Raw genomic sequence first — 17,798 nt, 5'->3', positions numbered from 1 at the left:
AAAAAAAGGAGGCCGAGGCCTCCTTTTTTGCATACTTGTAAGTACTAATTAAGCAACGATTTTCGCTACAACACCAGCACCAACAGTACGACCACCTTCACGGATAGCAAAACGTAGACCGTCTTCCATCGCGATAGGAGCAATCAGAGTAACAACCATGTGTACGTTGTCACCAGGCATTACCATCTCTACGCCTTCTGGCAATTCGATAGTACCAGTCACGTCAGTTGTACGGAAGTAGAACTGTGGACGGTAGCCTTTAAAGAAAGGAGTGTGACGACCACCTTCTTCTTTTGACAGAACATAGATTTCTGATTCAAAAGTAGTGTGTGGAGTAATAGAACCTGGCTTAGCAAGAACCTGGCCACGCTCAACGTCTTCACGCTTAGTACCACGTAGAAGAACACCAACGTTCTCACCTGCACGACCTTCGTCAAGCAGCTTACGGAACATTTCTACACCAGTACAAGTAGTCTTAGTTGTGTCCTTGATACCAACAACTTCAAGTTCTTCACCAACCTTGATGATACCGCGCTCAACACGACCGGTAACAACAGTACCACGGCCTTGAATTGAGAACACGTCCTCGATTGGTAGCAAGAAAGCACCGTCAACAGCACGCTCAGGATCAGGGATGTAAGAATCAAGAGCTGCAGCCAACTCAACGATCTTCTCTTCCCACTCTGGCTCGCCTTCTAGGCCTTTCAGTGCAGAACCTTGGATTACTGGAGTGTCATCACCTGGGAAGTCGTACTCAGACAACAACTCACGGATTTCCATTTCTACCAGCTCAAGTAGCTCTTCATCGTCAACCATGTCACATTTGTTCATGAATACAACGATGTAAGGAACGCCAACCTGACGTGCTAACAGGATGTGCTCACGAGTCTGTGGCATAGGACCATCAGTAGAAGCAACAACCAAGATTGCGCCGTCCATTTGAGCAGCACCGGTGATCATGTTTTTAACATAGTCGGCGTGACCTGGGCAGTCTACGTGTGCGTAGTGACGAGATTCAGTATCGTACTCAACGTGAGAAGCAGCGATGGTTATACCACGTGCTTTTTCTTCTGGTGCGTTATCGATTTGAGCGTAGTCGCGAGCGCTACCACCCATTTTCTTTGCTAATACAGTAGTAATAGCAGCAGTCAGAGTTGTTTTACCGTGGTCAACGTGGCCGATAGTACCTACGTTTACGTGTGTTTTATTACGTTCAAATTTTTCTTTAGACACGGACTAGTCCTTCCTAGTTTGTTCCCACTCGCGTTGCGGTGGAAAGTTTAAACAAAGATTATTAACCTTTACGAGCAGCAATAAGCGCTTCAGCCATGCTGGCAGGTACTTCGGCGTACTTAGCAAACTCCATAGAGTAAGAAGCACGACCTTGCGACTGTGAGCGCAGGTCTGTAGCATAGCCAAACATTTCAGATAGCGGAATCATGGCATTAATTATTTTGCCTGATGTGCCATCTTCCATGCCTTCGATGATACCACGGCGACGATTAACGTCACCAATTACATCACCCATATACTCTTCTGGCGTTTCTAATTCAACCTTCATCGTAGGTTCAAGTAGCACGGGGTTACATTTCATAAACCCCTCTTTAAATGCCATCGATCCTGCGATTTTAAAGGCCATCTCAGAAGAGTCAACATCATGATAAGAACCATCGTACAGGGTGACCTTGATATCTTCGATTGGATAACCGGCCAATACCCCCTGTCTCATTTGTTCTTGAATACCTTTGTCTACTGACGGGCAATACTCTTTTGGTACTGCACCGCCAACAATGGCATTCACAAACTCATAGCCAGTACCGGCCGCTTGTGGCTCAATCTTGATCCACACGTGACCAAACTGCCCTCGACCACCTGATTGACGTACGAACTTGCCTTCCTGCTCAACGCTACCGCTAATACTTTCACGATAGGCTACCATGGGCTTACCCACGTTCGCTTGTACGTTGAACTCACGCTGCATTCTATCTACCAAAATATCGAGGTGCAACTCACCCATACCAGCAATGATAGTTTGACCTGATTCTTCATCGGTCTGTACGCGGAAAGACGGGTCTTCCTGCGCTAGGCGCCCCAAGGCCAGACCCATTTTTTCTTGGTCGGCTTGAGTTTTAGGTTCCACTGCAACGGAAATTACCGGCTCAGGGAATTCCATACGCTCCAGTATGATAGGCGCATTCTGGGCACACAAGGTGTCACCCGTGGTTACGTCTTTCAAACCAATGGCGGCGGCGATATCACCAGCACAGACGGATTTAATTTCTTCACGCTTATTAGCATGCATCTGTACGATACGACCGAAGCGCTCGCGCTTACCCTTAACGGAGTTCATTACGGTATCTCCAGTGCTTACTACACCCGAGTACACGCGGAAAAACGTTAGGCTACCCACAAATGGATCAGTCGCAATCTTAAATGCGAGGGCAGAGAAAGGCGCCTCATCGCTGGCAGGACGAGTTTCTGGCGATTCACCGTCCACTTTGGTACCAGCAATAGCAGCCACTTCAACCGGAGACGGCAGATAATCAATCACAACGTCTAGCATGGCTTGCACGCCTTTATTTTTAAAGGCGGTGCCACAGGTCACTAGAATAATTTCGCTATTAAGTACGCGCTGACGTAAACCGGCTTTAATTTCGGCTTCCGTTAGCTCATTACCTTCTAGGTACTTATCCATCAGTTCATCGTTAGCTTCGGCCGCAGCCTCTACCATGTTCTGACGCCATTCTTCGGCTAGTTCACGCAGATTGTCGGGAATATCGTAATATACGAAACTGGTCCCGTGATTATCATTATCCCAGTCGATAGCTTTCATCTTGACCAGATCGATTACGCCTTTGAAGTCTTCTTCAGAGCCGATCGGTAACTGCACAGGAACTGGCTCACCTTTTAGGCGGCTTTTTATCTGTGAAACTACACGCAAGAAGTCAGCCCCGGTACGGTCCATTTTATTAACAAACGCAATACGCGGAACATGGTATTTATTCGCCTGACGCCATACGGTTTCAGACTGCGGCTGAACGCCCCCCACGGCACAGTAAACCATAACGGCACCATCGAGGATCCGCATAGACCGTTCAACTTCAATGGTGAAGTCAACGTGCCCAGGGGTATCGATGATGTTGATACGGTGCTGCGGGTACTGGTGCTCCATCCCATCCCAAAAACAGGTAGTTGCCGCAGAGGTGATAGTAATACCACGCTCTTGCTCTTGCTCCATCCAGTCCATGGTGGCAGAACCCTGGTGAGTTTCGCCAATTTTATGGTTTACACCGGTATAAAACAGCACCCGCTCTGTGGTGGTGGTTTTACCAGCATCAATGTGAGCACTAATACCAATGTTGCGATAGCGCTCAATTGGGGTTGTACGAGCCACAATAAAATCCTCTTGCTAAGGTCAATACCCTTAGTAGGCAATTAAAGGGGTGTGCAAACTGCACACCCAACCAATTACCAGCGGTAGTGTGCAAACGCTTTGTTTGCTTCAGCCATACGGTGCACGTCTTCACGCTTCTTAACCGCAGAACCTTTGTTATCAGCAGCATCTATCAGCTCACCCGCTAGGCGTTGAGCCATAGATTTTTCACCACGCTTACGCGCAGAGTCTACTAACCAGCGCATGCCTAAAGCATTACGACGCACTGGGCGTACTTCTACTGGCACCTGGTAGGTAGAACCACCTACACGGCGCGATTTAACTTCAACTGTAGGACGAATATTTTCGAGTGCTTCTTCAAACAGCGCTAGATGCTCTTTGCCACTTTTAGTAGCAGCTGCTTCTAGAGCTGTGTAAACAATAGCTTCTGCGGTAGATTTTTTACCGTCAATCATCAAAATGTTTACAAATTTTGCCAGCAAATCGGATCCAAACTTAGGATCTGGTAATATTTTACGCTGGCCGATCACGCGACGTCTTGGCATTGCAAATTCTCCGTAACTTCAGGGATAACCCAAAACACAATGTGTTATTGAATAAAATGTTTGGCCTTACTTAACAGAGAACTATTAAGCCTTAGGTTTTTTAGCGCCGTACTTAGAACGACCCTGGCGACGAGCAGAAACACCTGAGGTGTCTAGCGCGCCACGAACGGTGTGGTAACGCACACCTGGTAAATCTTTAACACGACCACCGCGAATAAGCACAACAGAGTGCTCTTGCAGGTTGTGGCCTTCACCACCAATGTATGAGTTCACCTCAAAACCATTGGTTAGACGAACACGACATACTTTACGCAGTGCAGAGTTCGGCTTTTTTGGAGTGGTGGTGTATACGCGGGTACATACGCCGCGTTTTTGCGGGCACGCTTCCAACGCTGGTACGCTGCCTAAAGCAACGACTTTTTTGCGTGGTTTGCGAACCAGCTGATTAATTGTAGTCATTAACAGCTCCTGAAAATATATCGTTCTACAGTTGTGAAGAAACGTTCCCCAAAAGTGGGGACGCAAAATTCTATGCTTGCTACGCCCTTGAGTCAAGATTTATACAATTATTGCTCGAAGATTTATCGTTATTAGTCGATTTTTATCGAAATTGTATATTACCAAGCCTGTGGGCTCCCCCATTCTGCCACTAATGTGACCCAGTCGGCCATACAAATAAGTTTTCCTACTTGATGGGTTAAGCCTCGGGCGGCTAAATCCTCTTGCATCACATACAAGCGGCCTTGGCGTGCCAGTGTATGTAAATGATCTTGCCATGCCGATGACACAGCGGTGCTAACGCTGGCGGCAATCACTGCATCTTGCCATAACAACATCTGATCATTTGGTTGCATTTGCGATAGCGCCTGATTGAGCGCTTGATGGCTAAAAGGGGAGTGTTTAATGGTGTGTATCATTATGCCCTCAAAAGCTAAGCCGTACTTGATAATCGCTCAAGCACTGTTGCCACTGGCTAGCGCAAACCATATGAGCGGCTATCCCTATTTGTGCCGAGGTCAAACCGCGCTCCGCTAATGACTGCTCGCAAACATAAACGTGTTCTACATCATAGAGTTCGAGTAAACCAAAAGTAGGTGCGTAATCTCGTCCAAGAATAGCGTTAGGAGCTTGTCCGGTTAGCAACTGATAAACACCGTCATCAACAAAAAACAGCCCAATATTTTCACTGAGTGCCGACGTTGCCAACGCCGCATCTAGGCCCTCTCGACCCGATGCACTGCCATGAGGTGGGGTCCTAAATATAAAGGCGACCTTGTTCATAATAACCATCTCATCAGCGAGTCCCATTAAAATTGTACCACTCGGTCGGCCGTTAGCGCCGCTGTTGCCAGCTGCCCTAGTCCTGTCATACAAAAAGGCGCCGCTACATTCCACTGTGCTTGTGTAGCATGGTCTGCTGATGCCTGATCGCAAATACCACGGCGCAAGGCGGCAGCCACGCATACATCTAGCGTTATGTGATGCAAGGTGGCAAATTCAACCCAAGCTTGCTGTAAATCAGCCTCATCGGCTGCTGGCTGCACCATCTGATTGGCATTATGGACGCCGTCTTGATAAAAAAAGACATGACTAATGACATGACCTTGCGCTATTACCGCACAAGCAAACCGATAGGCATCTGCTGCCGATTGAGTGCCATAACAAGGGCCTGTAACCAATAAAGCAAACCGCAGCTTAAGTGGCGTCATAACCAGCCTCTTTATTATTTAACAGTACGATTATTTAACGTAAGCAATCGCTTCTACTTCAACTAACACATCTTTTGGCAAGCGCGCTGCTTCTACACAAGAACGCGCCGGTGCACCTAATGTGAAGTAGCTGGCATACACTTCATTAAAGGTTAAAAAGTTATTCATATCAGATAGGTAGCAAGTAGTTTTGAGTACGCTTGATGCATCAGCGCCCGCCTCTTTTAATACCGCCAATAAATTATTCATTACTTGTATGGTTTGGGCTTCAATACCGCCGTCAACCACTGTCATGCTGACGGGATCGAGCGGGATCTGGCCTGAAGTATACAAAGTGTTACCAATACGCGTGGCTTGTACATAAGGACCAATAGCAGCAGGGGCGTGTTCGGTCGCAATGATCGTTTTAGTCATGAGAGCTCCTAGTGGGTTGGCCTAGATGTTATCGCCTACCCAGTGATATATAACAAAGTGTAATAGAGCCATGCAGCACAAACGCTAACACCACTCACTGCCTCTGATCATCAACTGATGATGACAGATGTCAATAAAAAAACCGCCTGAAGGCGGTTTTTGGTATCTAGCTAACATTCTGCCTTTAAGGGCGTAGCGATTTTTCACCGCGTGATACACCACAAACACCACTGCGTACCACTTCAACTACTTCGGTTACATCAGTCATGTTACGAATAAAAGCATCCAGTTTGTCACTGGTACCTACTAACTGCACTGTGTACAGGTGGGCGGTAACATCCACAATTTGCCCCCGAAAAATATCAGCAGTGCGTTTAACTTCATCACGATTGGCACCGTCGGCCCGCACTTTTACTAACACGATTTCGCGCTCAATGTGGCTACCTTCACTTAAATCACTTACTTTAAGCACATCCACTAGCTTATTCAGCTGTTTAGTAATTTGCTCTATTTCACGCTCGTTACCTGTGGTGACTAACGTCATACGCGACAAAGTAGGATCTTCCGTTGGCGCCACTGTGAGGGTTTCAATGTTATATGCCCGCTGAGAGAATAATCCAACCACTCGACTCAAGGCGCCAGATTCGTTTTCCAGCAGCAGGGATATGATACGTCGCATTAGGTTCTCTCCGTTTTACTTAAAAACATTTCATCCATGGCACCAGTTTTAATGTGCATCGGATAAACATGCTCTTCGGGGTCGATCAAAATATCCATAAACACCAGCTTATCAGTCATTGAGAAGCATTTCTCTAATGCCGCATCCAGCTCTTTAGGATCGGAGACGCGAATACCGACATGGCCATATGCCTCGGCCAGCTTCACAAAGTCGGGCAAAGAGTCCATGTAAGAATGACTTTCACGGCCTTCATAGAACATTTTCTGCCACTGTTTTACCATGCCTAAGGAGTGGTTATTCATGGAGATAATTTTGACCGGTATGTTGTACTGCATACAGGTAGAAAGCTCTTGAATATTCATCTGAATAGAGCCATCACCGGTCACACACACCGATATTGCATCGGGCCGCGCCATTTGCGCACCCATAGCAGCGGGTAAACCAAAGCCCATGGTGCCCAAACCACCGGAGTTAATCCACTGACGAGGTTTATCAAAGGGATAGTAGAGTGCAGCAAACATTTGGTGTTGCCCCACATCAGAGCTGACCATGGCTTCACCTTTGGTGATGCGATACACAGACTCAATCACCTGCTGGGGCTTAATGTGCTGTTCACTGGTGGTATATTTCAAGCAATCACGCGAGCGCCATTGCTCAATTTGTTCCCACCAGTCACTCATCGCTTGGGCATCGGTTTGTAAACCTAGCTCACGAATAATACCCAGCATTTGACTTAATACCGTATCAGCTGAGCCCACAATGGGAATATGCGCTTGAATGTTTTTAGAGATAGACGTCGGATCCACATCCACATGCACTACAGTGGCGTGCGGACAGAACTTAGCAACATTGTTGGTTACCCTGTCATCAAAGCGCGCACCAATGGCCAAAATAAGATCGGAATTATGCATCGACTTATTGGCTTCATAAGTCCCGTGCATCCCTAACATGCCAACAAATTGTTTATGAGTACCAGGCATTACGCCCAAGCCCATTAAAGTGTTGGTCACTGGAAGATTAAACTTCTCGGCCAGCTCAATAACCAGCGCACTCGCCTCAGAGGTAACAGCCCCGCCCCCTACATACATAATGGGCCGCTTCGCTTTAGCTAAGGCGGTCATGGCTTTTTTTATCTGCCCTTTATGTCCGGCGCTAGAGGGATTATAAGAGCGCATTTCAACCGAGCTAGGATACACGTAAGGATGCTTCTCTAGTGGGTTTTGTACGTCTTTTGGCAAATCAACTACCACAGGGCCTGGGCGACCACTGGCGGCAATGTAGTAGGCTTTTTTAATCGCCATCGGAATATCAGATGCTTTTTTGCATAAAAAGCTGTGCTTAACGATGGGGCGAGAAATACCAATCATATCGGTTTCTTGGAAGGCATCATCACCAATATAAGAAGTAGGCACCTGACCCGATAAAATCACCATAGGGATAGAGTCCATGGCGGCGGTGGCAATACCGGTAATGCAGTTAGTGGCCCCTGGACCTGACGTCACCAATACCGTGCCGACCGTACCGGTAGCTCGGGTATAGCCATCGGCCATGTGTACGGCCGCTTGCTCGTGGCGCACCAATACATGTTCTATTTTACTGTTTTCAAATAAGGCGTCATAGATATCAAGCACTGAACCGCCGGGGTAACCGAATAAATGCTCGACTCCCTGATCTTCCAGCGCCCGAACCACCATTTGTGCGCCTGATAACATCTCCATGATAAGCCCTCCAGGCTTTATACTTTATTTACTCTGCTCATTATATGCTTAAACCACTCAGCTACCTGCGGCAATTCAAGACCAGCAATTTTATCTAAAAAACAAATACGTCTGCTAGATAGAGGATAAACAAGCAGAAAAGGGAAGAAAATTTACCTTAACCTGCTTTAAATCTCTTGTCTATGCGCTTTACGCAAAGCACAGCTAATCACGCTTTAAGCGCCATACACTCACTCGCTACAAGAGCGATTTTCATCAAAAAGCCGTTCATTAAAAAAACCAGCAAGCGCTGTGCTTCTTATGTCATTCTGCCGCCTTTATAAGCTACTGACCAATGAGCAACCAAGATAAACATCAGGTGTTTATAACGTAACAAAGCAAATTAACAAAATAATAAACCACCAACCACTAACATTAAAAAGCTAATAGCTAACAATGCAGCCAATTACCTCTGTAATACCGAGTGACTGTTGCTTTTAAATATGCCCTAAAATGTTGACAGCGTCACAATTTACCGTTATTTGTATACTGTTGTTAACGAATTTATTATTTGATGATGAGAGTTATGTCTAATTTTATTCAGCTACTACTGCTATTAAACTCACAGGTGCTTACGCGCACGGGGCGAGCGTAGCTGGAATTCATCATCCATATATTTTTATAAAAACCCGTGCCAGCAGCACGGGTTTTTTATGTGCGGCGCAGACGGTGCAGCAAACTAAGGGGAAAGCGACATGTCGAACCAGGTCATCATTTTCGATACTACTTTGCGAGACGGCGAGCAGGCGCTTTCCGCCAGCCTAACAGTCAAAGAAAAACTACAAATTGCTTACGCTCTAGAACGCCTCGGTGTAGATATTATGGAGGTAGGCTTTCCTATTTCGTCGCCAGGTGATTTTGAGTCGGTGCAAACCATAGCTCGTCATATAAAAGACAGTCGAGTGTGTGCGTTATCACGAGCTTTAGAAGCCGATATCGATGCCGCGGGTGAGGCACTTAGAGTTGCGGATCAATTTCGTATTCATACCTTTATTTCTACCTCTGATATTCATGTGCAAAGTAAACTACGCAAAGAGTTTGGCTCAGTTTTAGAAATGGGCGTTAATGCGGTAAAACATGCGCGTCGCTACACCGATGATGTCGAGTTTTCTTGCGAAGATGCTGGTCGTACACCTATAGATAACCTATGCCGCATGGTCGAGGCGGTGATTAAGGCCGGTGCCACCACGGTCAACATTCCTGACACAGTCGGTTATACTGTGCCTAGCGAGTTCGGCAATATTATAGAAATGCTGTTCAACCGCGTACCTAACATTGATAAGGCGGTTATTTCAGTGCATTGCCATGATGATTTAGGCATGTCTGTGGCTAACTCCATTGCGGCCATTCAGCAGGGTGCTCGCCAAGTAGAATGCACTATTAACGGCATTGGCGAGCGAGCAGGCAATTGCTCGTTAGAAGAAATTGCCATGATCTTAAAGACACGCCATGAGCTGTTGGGCGTGAATACGAACATTAAGCATCAAGAGATTTACCGTACTAGTCAGTTAGTGCGCAACTTATGCAATATGCCGGTGCAGCCTAATAAAGCCATTGTGGGCGCGAATGCCTTTTCACATTCTTCTGGCATTCACCAAGACGGCGTGCTGAAGAGTAAAAATACCTACGAAATTATTACTCCTGAAAGCATAGGCGTGCAAAAAAACGAACTGAACTTAACCTCACGTTCGGGTCGTCATGTAATTAAACACCGCATGAGCGAGCTAGGCTATAGCGAGCAAGACTATGAGTTAGATGCCTTGTACGACAGCTTCTTAGCTTTAGCTGATCGTAAGGGCCAAGTGTTTGATTATGATTTAGAAGCCTTGGTGTTTTTCAGCCAAATTCACGAAGAGCCTGAGCAGTTCAAATTAAAATACGTCAGCGTACAATCGGGCAGCAATGTAATGGCTACCGCCAGTGTACGTATGGAAGTGGGTGACGAAGTAGTTAATGAAGCCGCCGTAGGTAATGGCCCTGTAGATGCCGTTTATCAGTGTATTAATCGTATAACAGGCTACAACATTAGCGTGGATAAATATGAGCTACAAAGCAAAGGCGAAGGCAAAGATGCCTTAGGCCAAGTGGATATTGTGGCTACTTATAAAGAACGTAACTTCCACGGCATGGGCTTAGCCACCGATATTGTAGAATCATCTGCGCAAGCCTTAGTGCATGTTATTAATAGTGTTTATCGTGCCGAGCAAGTAGCAGAGAAGAAAAAAGAAGCAATTCAAAAGAAAATTCGTATGGAGACAGTGTGAGTATGAGCGCAAGTTATAAAGTCGCGGTTTTACCCGGCGACGGCATAGGCCCAGAAGTGATGGCAGAAGCCCTTAAAGTACTCGATAAAGTACAAAGCGAGTTTGGCTTTACCCTCGAACTAAGCCACTTTGATGTGGGTGGCGTGGCCATCGATAATCATGGCACCCCGCTGCCTGCCGCGACCTTAGCTGGCTGTGAAGCGGCTGATGCGGTGCTATTTGGCTCGGTAGGCGGCCCTAAGTGGGAGCATCTGCCCCCCAACGATCAACCCGAGCGCGGTGCCCTACTGCCTTTGCGTGGCCACTTTAAGTTATTTTGTAATATGCGCCCAGCACGCATTTATGAAGGCTTAGAAGACTTCTCTCCATTGCGTGCCGATATTAGTGCTCGCGGCTTCGACATCGTCTGTATGCGCGAGCTCACCGGTGGCATCTACTTTGGCCAACCCAAAGGCCGTGAAGGCGAAGGCGCTCAAGAAAAAGCCTTTGATACTGAAGTGTATCACCGCTATGAAATTGAACGCATTGCCCGCTTAGCCTTTGAGGCAGCCCAAGGCCGCCGTGGCATTGTCACTTCTGTCGATAAAGCCAACGTACTGCAAGCCTCAATCTTGTGGCGTGAAGTGGTCATTGAGGTGGCTAAAGACTACCCAGATGTCACCTTAAACCACATCTATATTGATAACGCCACCATGCAGCTTATTAAAGACCCATCACAGTTTGATGTCATGCTGTGCTCTAATTTGTTCGGCGATATTATCTCTGATGAAATGGCCATGCTCACCGGCTCTATGGGGCTGCTGCCATCGGTAAGCTTAAACGATCAAGGCTTTGGCTTGTATGAGCCCGCTGGTGGTTCGGCACCGGATATTGCCGGTAAAGGTATCGCCAACCCTGTGGCACAAATTTTATCTGCCGCACTCATGCTACGCTACAGTTTTAAAGAAGAAGCGGCGGCACAGGCAATAGAACGCGCTATTAGTGAGACCTTATCTGAGGGCTACTTTAGTGGTGATTTATATAAAGCCGATGCTAAGCACCCCGTACAAACCACAGTGCAAATGGGTGAGCACATCGCTAACCGCATCAGGAGAGCAAGCTAATGGCTAAGACCCTTTATGAAAAAGTATTCGACGCCCATTTGGTTCGTAATGAAGCCGGCGAAACGCCGCTGCTTTATATCGACCGCCATTTAGTACATGAAGTGACCTCACCACAAGCCTTTGATGGTTTACGTGAAAAGGGCCGTAAGCTGCGTCGCCCCGATCGCACCTGGGCGACCATGGATCACAACGTATCGACCGAAACCAATGACATTGCCGCCTCCGGTGAAATGGCCCGCATTCAAATGGAAACCTTAGCCAAAAACTGTGAAGAGTTTGGCGTCCCTTTATATGACTTACACCATAAATATCAAGGCATAGTGCACGTTATTGGCCCAGAGCTTGGCTTAACTCTTCCCGGCACCACTATAGTATGCGGTGACTCACATACCGCGACCCATGGTGCCTTTGGTGCCTTGGCGTTTGGTATTGGAACCTCAGAAGTTGAGCATGTAATGGCCACCCAGACCCTCAAACAGGGTCGTGCTAAAACCATGAAAATTCAGGTGAATGGCCAGCTTAACCCCGGCATTAGTGCCAAAGACGTGGTATTGGCCATTATTGGTAAAGTCACCCACGCTGGCGGTACCGGTTATGTCGTGGAATTTTGTGGCAGCGTTATTGAGGCGCTGTCTATGGAATCACGCATGACCATTTGTAATATGGCCATCGAGTTAGGTGCAAAAGCGGGCTTAATTGCTCCTGACCAGACAACTTTTGATTATCTGAAAGATACCCCTTTTGCCCCTAAAGGCGATGATTGGGATCAGGCAGTGGCACAGTGGAAGACGCTAAAATCTGACGCCAATGCTCAGTTTGACGCTGTAGTGGAACTTGAAGGTAGCGAAATAGCCCCCCAAGTCACCTGGGGCACCAACCCAGGCCAGGTGATGGCCGTCAATGGCACCATTCCCAAGCCAGAAGCCATGACAGATGCCATTGAGCGCCACACCGCAGAACGTTCGCTGAAATACATGGCATTATCCGGTGGCACTAAGCTAACAGACGTCAGTATTGATAAAGTCTTTATTGGCTCGTGCACCAATAGTCGTATTGAAGACTTACGCGCCGCAGCCGACATTGCCAAAGGCCGCACCGTGGCTGCAGGAGTGCAGGCGTTAGTGGTACCCGGTTCACAGCAAGTAAAAGCTCAGGCTGAAGCAGAAGGGTTAGATAAAATCTTTACTGAAGCCGGCTTTGAGTGGCGCTTGCCCGGTTGTTCTATGTGCTTAGCCATGAACAACGACCGCTTATTGCCTGGCGAGCGCTGTGCCGCCACCAGTAACCGTAACTTTGAAGGCCGCCAAGGCCGCGGTGGTCGTACTCATTTAGTGAGCCCAGCTATGGCGGCAGCTGCCGCTGTATTCGGACACTTCGTCGACATTCGTGACTTATAAGGGACAGAAGATGAGCGGATTTAAGCAATTAACCGGTATTGCCGCCCCGTTAGATGAGGCGAACGTGGATACCGATCAAATTATTCCTAAGCAGTTTCTGCAAAAAGTAACACGCTCAGGGTTTGGTAAGCATTTGTTTCATGACTCGCGCTTTTTAGATGAAGCCGGCGACCAGCCTAACCCTGAGTTTGTGCTCAATAAAGCGCCCTTTGATAAAGCGGTGATTTTATTAGCGCGTGAAAACTTTGGTTGTGGTTCAAGCCGTGAACACGCTCCGTGGGCGCTGGCTGACTTTGGCCTACAAGCCGTTATTGCTCCAAGTTTTGCCGATATTTTCTATGGTAATGCGATTAACAATGGCATGGTGCCCGTTAAGTTAGCCGACACTGAAGTAGACGCACTGTTTGCCTATGTGACTGCAAACCCTAGCGCCGACGTCACCGTAGATTTAGAAGCGCAACAAGTACGTGCAGGTGAGCTTAGTTTCTCATTTGAAATTGATGAGTTTCGCCGCTACTGCCTACTCAATGGGCTAGACAGCATAGGTCTTACGTTACAGCATCAAACGCAAATTGACAGCTTTGAAGCCAAGCAACCTAGCTGGTTATAAACGAATAGTCTAGTCACTCGTATCCCTTAACAAAACCGAGCCATGCGCTCGGTTTTTGTTTATATTACAGCGTATTATTAGCGCACAGCACTTAAACTGAATGCGACTACATCGGTTGTGCTACCAGAGTCAACTCGTAACACTGAAGCGATGGCTTTAAGCGGCTCAACATTATTATCGGCAGAAGGCATCACTAACTGCCACTCCTCGCCTAATTGACACTGTCCACTTGTCACTTCAACTAATGCACCTGTAGCACTAATATTTCGGCATAGTCCTTCTACTCTGGTATGGGCATTCGCTAAAATAATTTTAGTGTTGAGCGCCATACGCTGAAAAGAACGCTGATCATGATTCGCAGTTAGCATAATTACCTTCCTTGTAAGTCTTAGAGTATATGACACTAGTTTAGCTTGCGGAATAAAACTACAATAGCACAGTGCAAACGAGGTGCGGCTAACCGCTGAGAACAGACTCGTGTCACCGACTCGGTTTAACCCGACTCCCCCGTGACGCTCTCGGCTCTATTTTATTTATCAGGAGTGTCCATTGAACAAACTTGTTATTGCTCTGTCTTTACTTCTAAGCAGCCAAGCCCTAGCAGAAACGTCCACCCTCACTGTTTATACATATAGCTCATTTGCTTCTGATTGGGGTCCAGGACCGGCAATAAAACAGGCTTTTGAGAGTAAATGTGGTTGTGAGATTAAATTAGTGGCGTTAGATGACGGTGTGTCGATTTTAAATAGACTCAAATTAGAAGGTAAGCGTACCAAAGCCGATGTCATCTTAGGGCTAGATAATAACCTACTACAAGCGGCCAAAAATACCGGCTTGCTGGCCAAGCATCAACAACCTCTACCCGATTTAGCTATTCCGGGTGGATGGGGTGACGCTTATTTTGTTCCCTATGACTATGGCTATTTTGCTTTTATCTACAATGCCGATAAACTCGATAACCCTCCCAAAAGTTTTAATGAACTGCTTGAACGTCCCGAGCTAAGCTTACTGTATCAAGACCCGCGTACCAGTACTCCAGGGCAAGGATTAATGCTGTGGGTACAAAAGCTATATGGTGACCAAGCGCCTGATGTATGGCAAAACCTTGCTAAGCGTACCGTGGCCGTCACCAAGGGTTGGAGCGAGTCTTATGGTATGTTTCTTAAAAATGAAGCCGATCTCGTGCTCTCTTATACCAGTTCACCGGCCTATCATATTGAAGCGGAACAAGAGCACCAATACCAAGCGGCGGCTTTTTCAGAAGGTCATTACCTACAAGTCGAAGTGGCGGCTAAGCTGAAAACTAGCCAAGAGCCCGAGCTTGCTGAGCAGTTTATGCAATTTATACTCACGCCCGATTTTCAAGAACAGATCCCCACGGGAAATTGGATGTACCCTGTTATAGATACTCCCCTTCCCGCGAGCTTTAATCGCTTAGTCCAGCCCACACAAGCGCTTAGCTTTACCACTGAGCAGGTATCTGAGCAACGTAAAGGCTGGTTAAGACAATGGCTTAACGCTGTCACCCGCTAATGAGAGGTCAATATTGGTGGTTACCCGGCAGCATAAGTTTGCTGGCCATCCTCTTACTCACAGTCGCCCCTATTATTGCGTTATTAGCACAAGGGGCTCAGCAGAGCTGGGGACTGCTGCTCAATGATCGTTACTTACACCATATTATTTGGTTTAGTTTTTATCAGGCTTTGCTGTCTACCGCACTCAGTTTAATGCTGGCTATTCCGCTGGCTCAGGCGCTATCACGACGTCACTTTATTGGCAGAAGCTTATTATTACGGTTATTTGGCTTGTCGTTAGTACTGCCGGTGATCTTGGTGGTATTTGGTATTGTCACCGTACACGGCAGACAAGGCTGGGTTAATCAGCTGTTGCAAGCTCTCGGCTTTGACTCTGTAGGGTACCTATATGGCCTTACTGGTATTTTGCTGGCACACGTATTTTTTAATATGCCCTTAGCGGCGCGCATTATTCTACAGAGTATTGAGCGTATTCCTGCTAGCCATTGGCGTATGGCCAGTCAACTGGGGTTTAGCCCTTGGCAGCTTTTTATCCGCTTAGAATGGCCGAATATTCGCAGTGCGCTTCTAGCATTAGCTAGCATGATTTTTATGTTATGTTTTACCAGCTTTGCCACCGTAATGGCCTTAGGCGGTGGCCCCAAATCCACCACCTTAGAAGTCGCGATTTATCAGGCACTGCGCTTTGATTTCGATCTGCCTTTTGCCGGTATGTTGGCATTACTGCAACTGGTATTTTGTAGCGGCTTTTTACTATTACAGTATTGCGTTACCCAGCCGGCTCCTAAACCTTCTTATGCTGGAAGTAACCAGCTACGCCATGATAGAAGCTTGCTGCGGGTGCGTATTTGGGATGCCTTGATCCTCTGTATTTGCTTGAGTATTTTTCTGCCCCCGTTACTGGCCATTATTAGCAGCGGCATTAATCCCACCCTCTTGGGCACGTTAACCTCTCCCACATTATGGCACGCAACGCTGACCTCACTCTTGATTGCGAGCGCCGCGGCCCTGCTCTGCGTACTGGTGACGGTTGGCTTATTAACAAGTAGCCGCTATTTACGTTTGCAGCTACAGCACAAGAGGATGGCGAACCTGATGGAGGCCAGCGGCTCTGCCATTTTAGTGCTGCCCGCCGTGGTCCTTTCTACTGGGCTATTTATTTTATTACGCAATGTGGCAGATGTGTTTACGCTGGGTCCCATATTGGTACTGCTGGTCAATGCACTCATGGCGCTGCCTTATGGCTTGCGTACCTTACAGCAGCCCATGGAACAGGTTAGCCATCAATATCATCGTTTATGTTGCAGTTTAGATATACAAGGCTGGCAGCAAATTAAGCATGTTGAATGGCCATTATTACGAAAGCCACTGGCACTCACCTTGGCACTGGCCATGATGCTGTCACTAGGCGATTTAAGCGCCATAGCTCTCTTTGGTAGTCAGTCGTTGCAAACTCTGCCATGGCTGCTCTACCAGCAACTAGGGAGCTATCAGATGGTTGAGGCCGCAGCCACCGCCCTCGTCTTATTAATCTTAAGCTTAGGGCTATTTGCACTTATTGAAGGCACATTAGGGGGCAAAGATGCTACAACTCACTAAACTCAGCGCTCATTACCCTGAGCAAGCATTATGCTTTACCTTATCGGCCAAGGCGGGGGAGGTTACCGCTCTTATTGGCCCCAGTGGTGCCGGTAAGTCCAGCCTGCTGTCCATGGTGGGTGGTTTTTCTAAGATAGATTCGGGCAAGCTACAGCATAATGAGCACTCTCTATTGTCACTGTCACCCGCCCACAGGCCGATAACAACACTCTTTCAAGATAATAACTTATTCTGGCATTTGTCAGTTTATGACAATATCGCCATCGGCTTATCGACCGCTTTACGCCTTAACTCCGCGCAAAAAGCACTTATTGCACAGGTGGCTGAACAGGTAGGGATTAGTGATTTATTATCGCGAAAACCCACCAGTTTATCAGGCGGACAACAACAACGAGTCGGTTTGGCGCGTTGCTTGGCACGCCGTCAGCCTATTTTGCTACTCGACGAACCCTTTTCCGCGCTTGATCCGGCTTTACGCTTTGAGTTATTGGATTTATTACGTAACCAAACCGATCAGCTGCAACTGACGGTATTACTGGTCACTCACCATCCAGAAGAAGCCGCCCGAGTCGCTGATAATATCGCCTTTATTTATAATGGTGCTATTTTAGAACAAGGCGCTGCCGCACTACTAGACAAGCCCTCTACCCCTGAATTAGCGGCCTACTTAGGCACAGGAAGACCAAAAAAATAAGAGTGGGCTCCCACTCTTATCACTTTATACCGATCTAGAAAAATAACTGATCAAAACTTTTCGCCACGGAATCCACGGAAGAACACGGAACAATAGAG

The 17,798-nt window shown here is 47.3% G+C and carries 18 protein-coding genes; 7 read left to right on the top strand and 11 right to left on the bottom strand.

The features are described 5' to 3' along the window. Nucleotides 1-48 precede the first annotated feature (48 nt). The 10 genes from tuf to ACTHY5_RS06425 form a co-directional block, all read right to left on the bottom strand. The gene (gene tuf / locus ACTHY5_RS06470) at nt 49-1,233 is read right to left on the bottom strand and encodes an elongation factor Tu (RefSeq protein WP_441877918.1); all 1,185 of its coding nucleotides are present in this window, start codon (nt 1,231-1,233) and stop codon (nt 49-51) included. A 61-nt stretch (nt 1,234-1,294) separates the two neighbouring features. After that, on the bottom strand, nt 1,295-3,394 hold the full coding sequence (fusA, locus tag ACTHY5_RS06465; RefSeq protein ID WP_441877916.1) for an elongation factor G: 2,100 nt from the start codon (nt 3,392-3,394) through the stop codon (nt 1,295-1,297). 74 nt (nt 3,395-3,468) lie between these two features. Beyond that, nucleotides 3,469-3,939 (bottom strand): 30S ribosomal protein S7, encoded by a 471-nt coding sequence (gene rpsG / locus ACTHY5_RS06460; protein WP_441877915.1) that lies wholly within the window; start codon nt 3,937-3,939, stop codon nt 3,469-3,471. A gap of 84 nt (nt 3,940-4,023) precedes the next feature. Continuing rightward, nucleotides 4,024-4,398, bottom strand: a complete 375-nt coding sequence (rpsL, locus tag ACTHY5_RS06455) for a 30S ribosomal protein S12 (protein WP_208003861.1) — start codon at nt 4,396-4,398, stop codon at nt 4,024-4,026. Between the two features lie 158 nt (nt 4,399-4,556). Next, nucleotides 4,557-4,856, bottom strand: coding sequence for a sulfurtransferase complex subunit TusB (gene tusB / locus ACTHY5_RS06450; RefSeq protein WP_441877913.1), 300 nt, complete (start codon nt 4,854-4,856; stop codon nt 4,557-4,559). 7 nt (nt 4,857-4,863) lie between these two features. Continuing rightward, nucleotides 4,864-5,220, bottom strand: coding sequence for a sulfurtransferase complex subunit TusC (tusC, locus tag ACTHY5_RS06445; protein ID WP_441877922.1), 357 nt, complete (start codon nt 5,218-5,220; stop codon nt 4,864-4,866). Between the two features lie 26 nt (nt 5,221-5,246). Beyond that, a complete protein-coding gene (gene tusD, locus ACTHY5_RS06440) occupies nt 5,247-5,648 on the bottom strand; it encodes a sulfurtransferase complex subunit TusD (protein WP_441877911.1) in 402 nt (133 codons plus the stop codon). 30 nt (nt 5,649-5,678) lie between these two features. Continuing rightward, nucleotides 5,679-6,062, bottom strand: coding sequence for a RidA family protein (locus tag ACTHY5_RS06435; protein WP_441877909.1), 384 nt, complete (start codon nt 6,060-6,062; stop codon nt 5,679-5,681). 184 nt (nt 6,063-6,246) lie between these two features. Beyond that, nucleotides 6,247-6,741 carry an acetolactate synthase small subunit gene (gene ilvN, locus ACTHY5_RS06430; protein WP_441877907.1) on the bottom strand — a complete coding sequence of 165 codons (495 nt, stop codon included), beginning with the start codon at nt 6,739-6,741 and terminating at the stop codon, nt 6,247-6,249. Beyond that, nucleotides 6,741-8,459 carry an acetolactate synthase 3 large subunit gene (locus ACTHY5_RS06425; protein ID WP_441877905.1) on the bottom strand — a complete coding sequence of 573 codons (1,719 nt, stop codon included), beginning with the start codon at nt 8,457-8,459 and terminating at the stop codon, nt 6,741-6,743. The genes ilvN and ACTHY5_RS06425 overlap by 1 nt, the downstream gene beginning before the upstream one ends. 734 nt (nt 8,460-9,193) lie before the next feature. Here ACTHY5_RS06425 and leuA point away from each other — a divergent pair. The 4 genes from leuA to leuD are packed head-to-tail and all read left to right on the top strand — an operon-like array spanning nt 9,194 to nt 13,872. Continuing rightward, nucleotides 9,194-10,762, top strand: a complete 1,569-nt coding sequence (leuA, locus tag ACTHY5_RS06420) for a 2-isopropylmalate synthase (RefSeq protein ID WP_441877903.1) — start codon at nt 9,194-9,196, stop codon at nt 10,760-10,762. A 2-nt stretch (nt 10,763-10,764) separates the two neighbouring features. After that, the gene (gene leuB / locus ACTHY5_RS06415; RefSeq protein ID WP_441877920.1) at nt 10,765-11,865 is read left to right on the top strand and encodes a 3-isopropylmalate dehydrogenase; all 1,101 of its coding nucleotides are present in this window, start codon (nt 10,765-10,767) and stop codon (nt 11,863-11,865) included. Continuing rightward, on the top strand, nt 11,865-13,262 hold the full coding sequence (gene leuC / locus ACTHY5_RS06410) for a 3-isopropylmalate dehydratase large subunit (protein WP_441877901.1): 1,398 nt from the start codon (nt 11,865-11,867) through the stop codon (nt 13,260-13,262). The genes leuB and leuC overlap by 1 nt, the downstream gene beginning before the upstream one ends. 10 nt (nt 13,263-13,272) lie before the next feature. Beyond that, the gene (gene leuD, locus ACTHY5_RS06405) at nt 13,273-13,872 is read left to right on the top strand and encodes a 3-isopropylmalate dehydratase small subunit (RefSeq protein WP_441877900.1); all 600 of its coding nucleotides are present in this window, start codon (nt 13,273-13,275) and stop codon (nt 13,870-13,872) included. A 77-nt stretch (nt 13,873-13,949) separates the two neighbouring features. Here leuD and ACTHY5_RS06400 read toward each other — a convergent pair whose 3' ends face one another. Beyond that, a complete protein-coding gene (locus tag ACTHY5_RS06400) occupies nt 13,950-14,240 on the bottom strand; it encodes a PilZ domain-containing protein (protein ID WP_441877898.1) in 291 nt (96 codons plus the stop codon). 181 nt (nt 14,241-14,421) lie between these two features. On the opposite strand from ACTHY5_RS06400, the gene thiB reads away from it, so the two are divergent. The 3 genes from thiB to thiQ are packed head-to-tail and all read left to right on the top strand — an operon-like array spanning nt 14,422 to nt 17,700. Further along, nucleotides 14,422-15,405, top strand: coding sequence for a thiamine ABC transporter substrate binding subunit (gene thiB / locus ACTHY5_RS06395; protein ID WP_441877896.1), 984 nt, complete (start codon nt 14,422-14,424; stop codon nt 15,403-15,405). Next, nucleotides 15,405-17,006 (top strand): thiamine/thiamine pyrophosphate ABC transporter permease, encoded by a 1,602-nt coding sequence (thiP, locus tag ACTHY5_RS06390; RefSeq protein WP_441877894.1) that lies wholly within the window; start codon nt 15,405-15,407, stop codon nt 17,004-17,006. Before thiB ends, thiP begins: the two co-directional genes overlap by 1 nt. After that, nucleotides 16,990-17,700 (top strand): thiamine ABC transporter ATP-binding protein, encoded by a 711-nt coding sequence (gene thiQ / locus ACTHY5_RS06385; protein WP_441877892.1) that lies wholly within the window; start codon nt 16,990-16,992, stop codon nt 17,698-17,700. Before thiP ends, thiQ begins: the two co-directional genes overlap by 17 nt. The last annotated feature ends 98 nt before the right edge of the window (nt 17,701-17,798 follow it).

The sequence above is a fragment of the Oceanisphaera sp. genome, assembly GCF_052084945.1.
Lineage (GTDB): Bacteria > Pseudomonadota > Gammaproteobacteria > Enterobacterales > Aeromonadaceae > Oceanimonas.
Note: the sequence above shows the minus strand (reverse complement) of the source record. Positions and strands in the feature narration are given on the sequence as shown.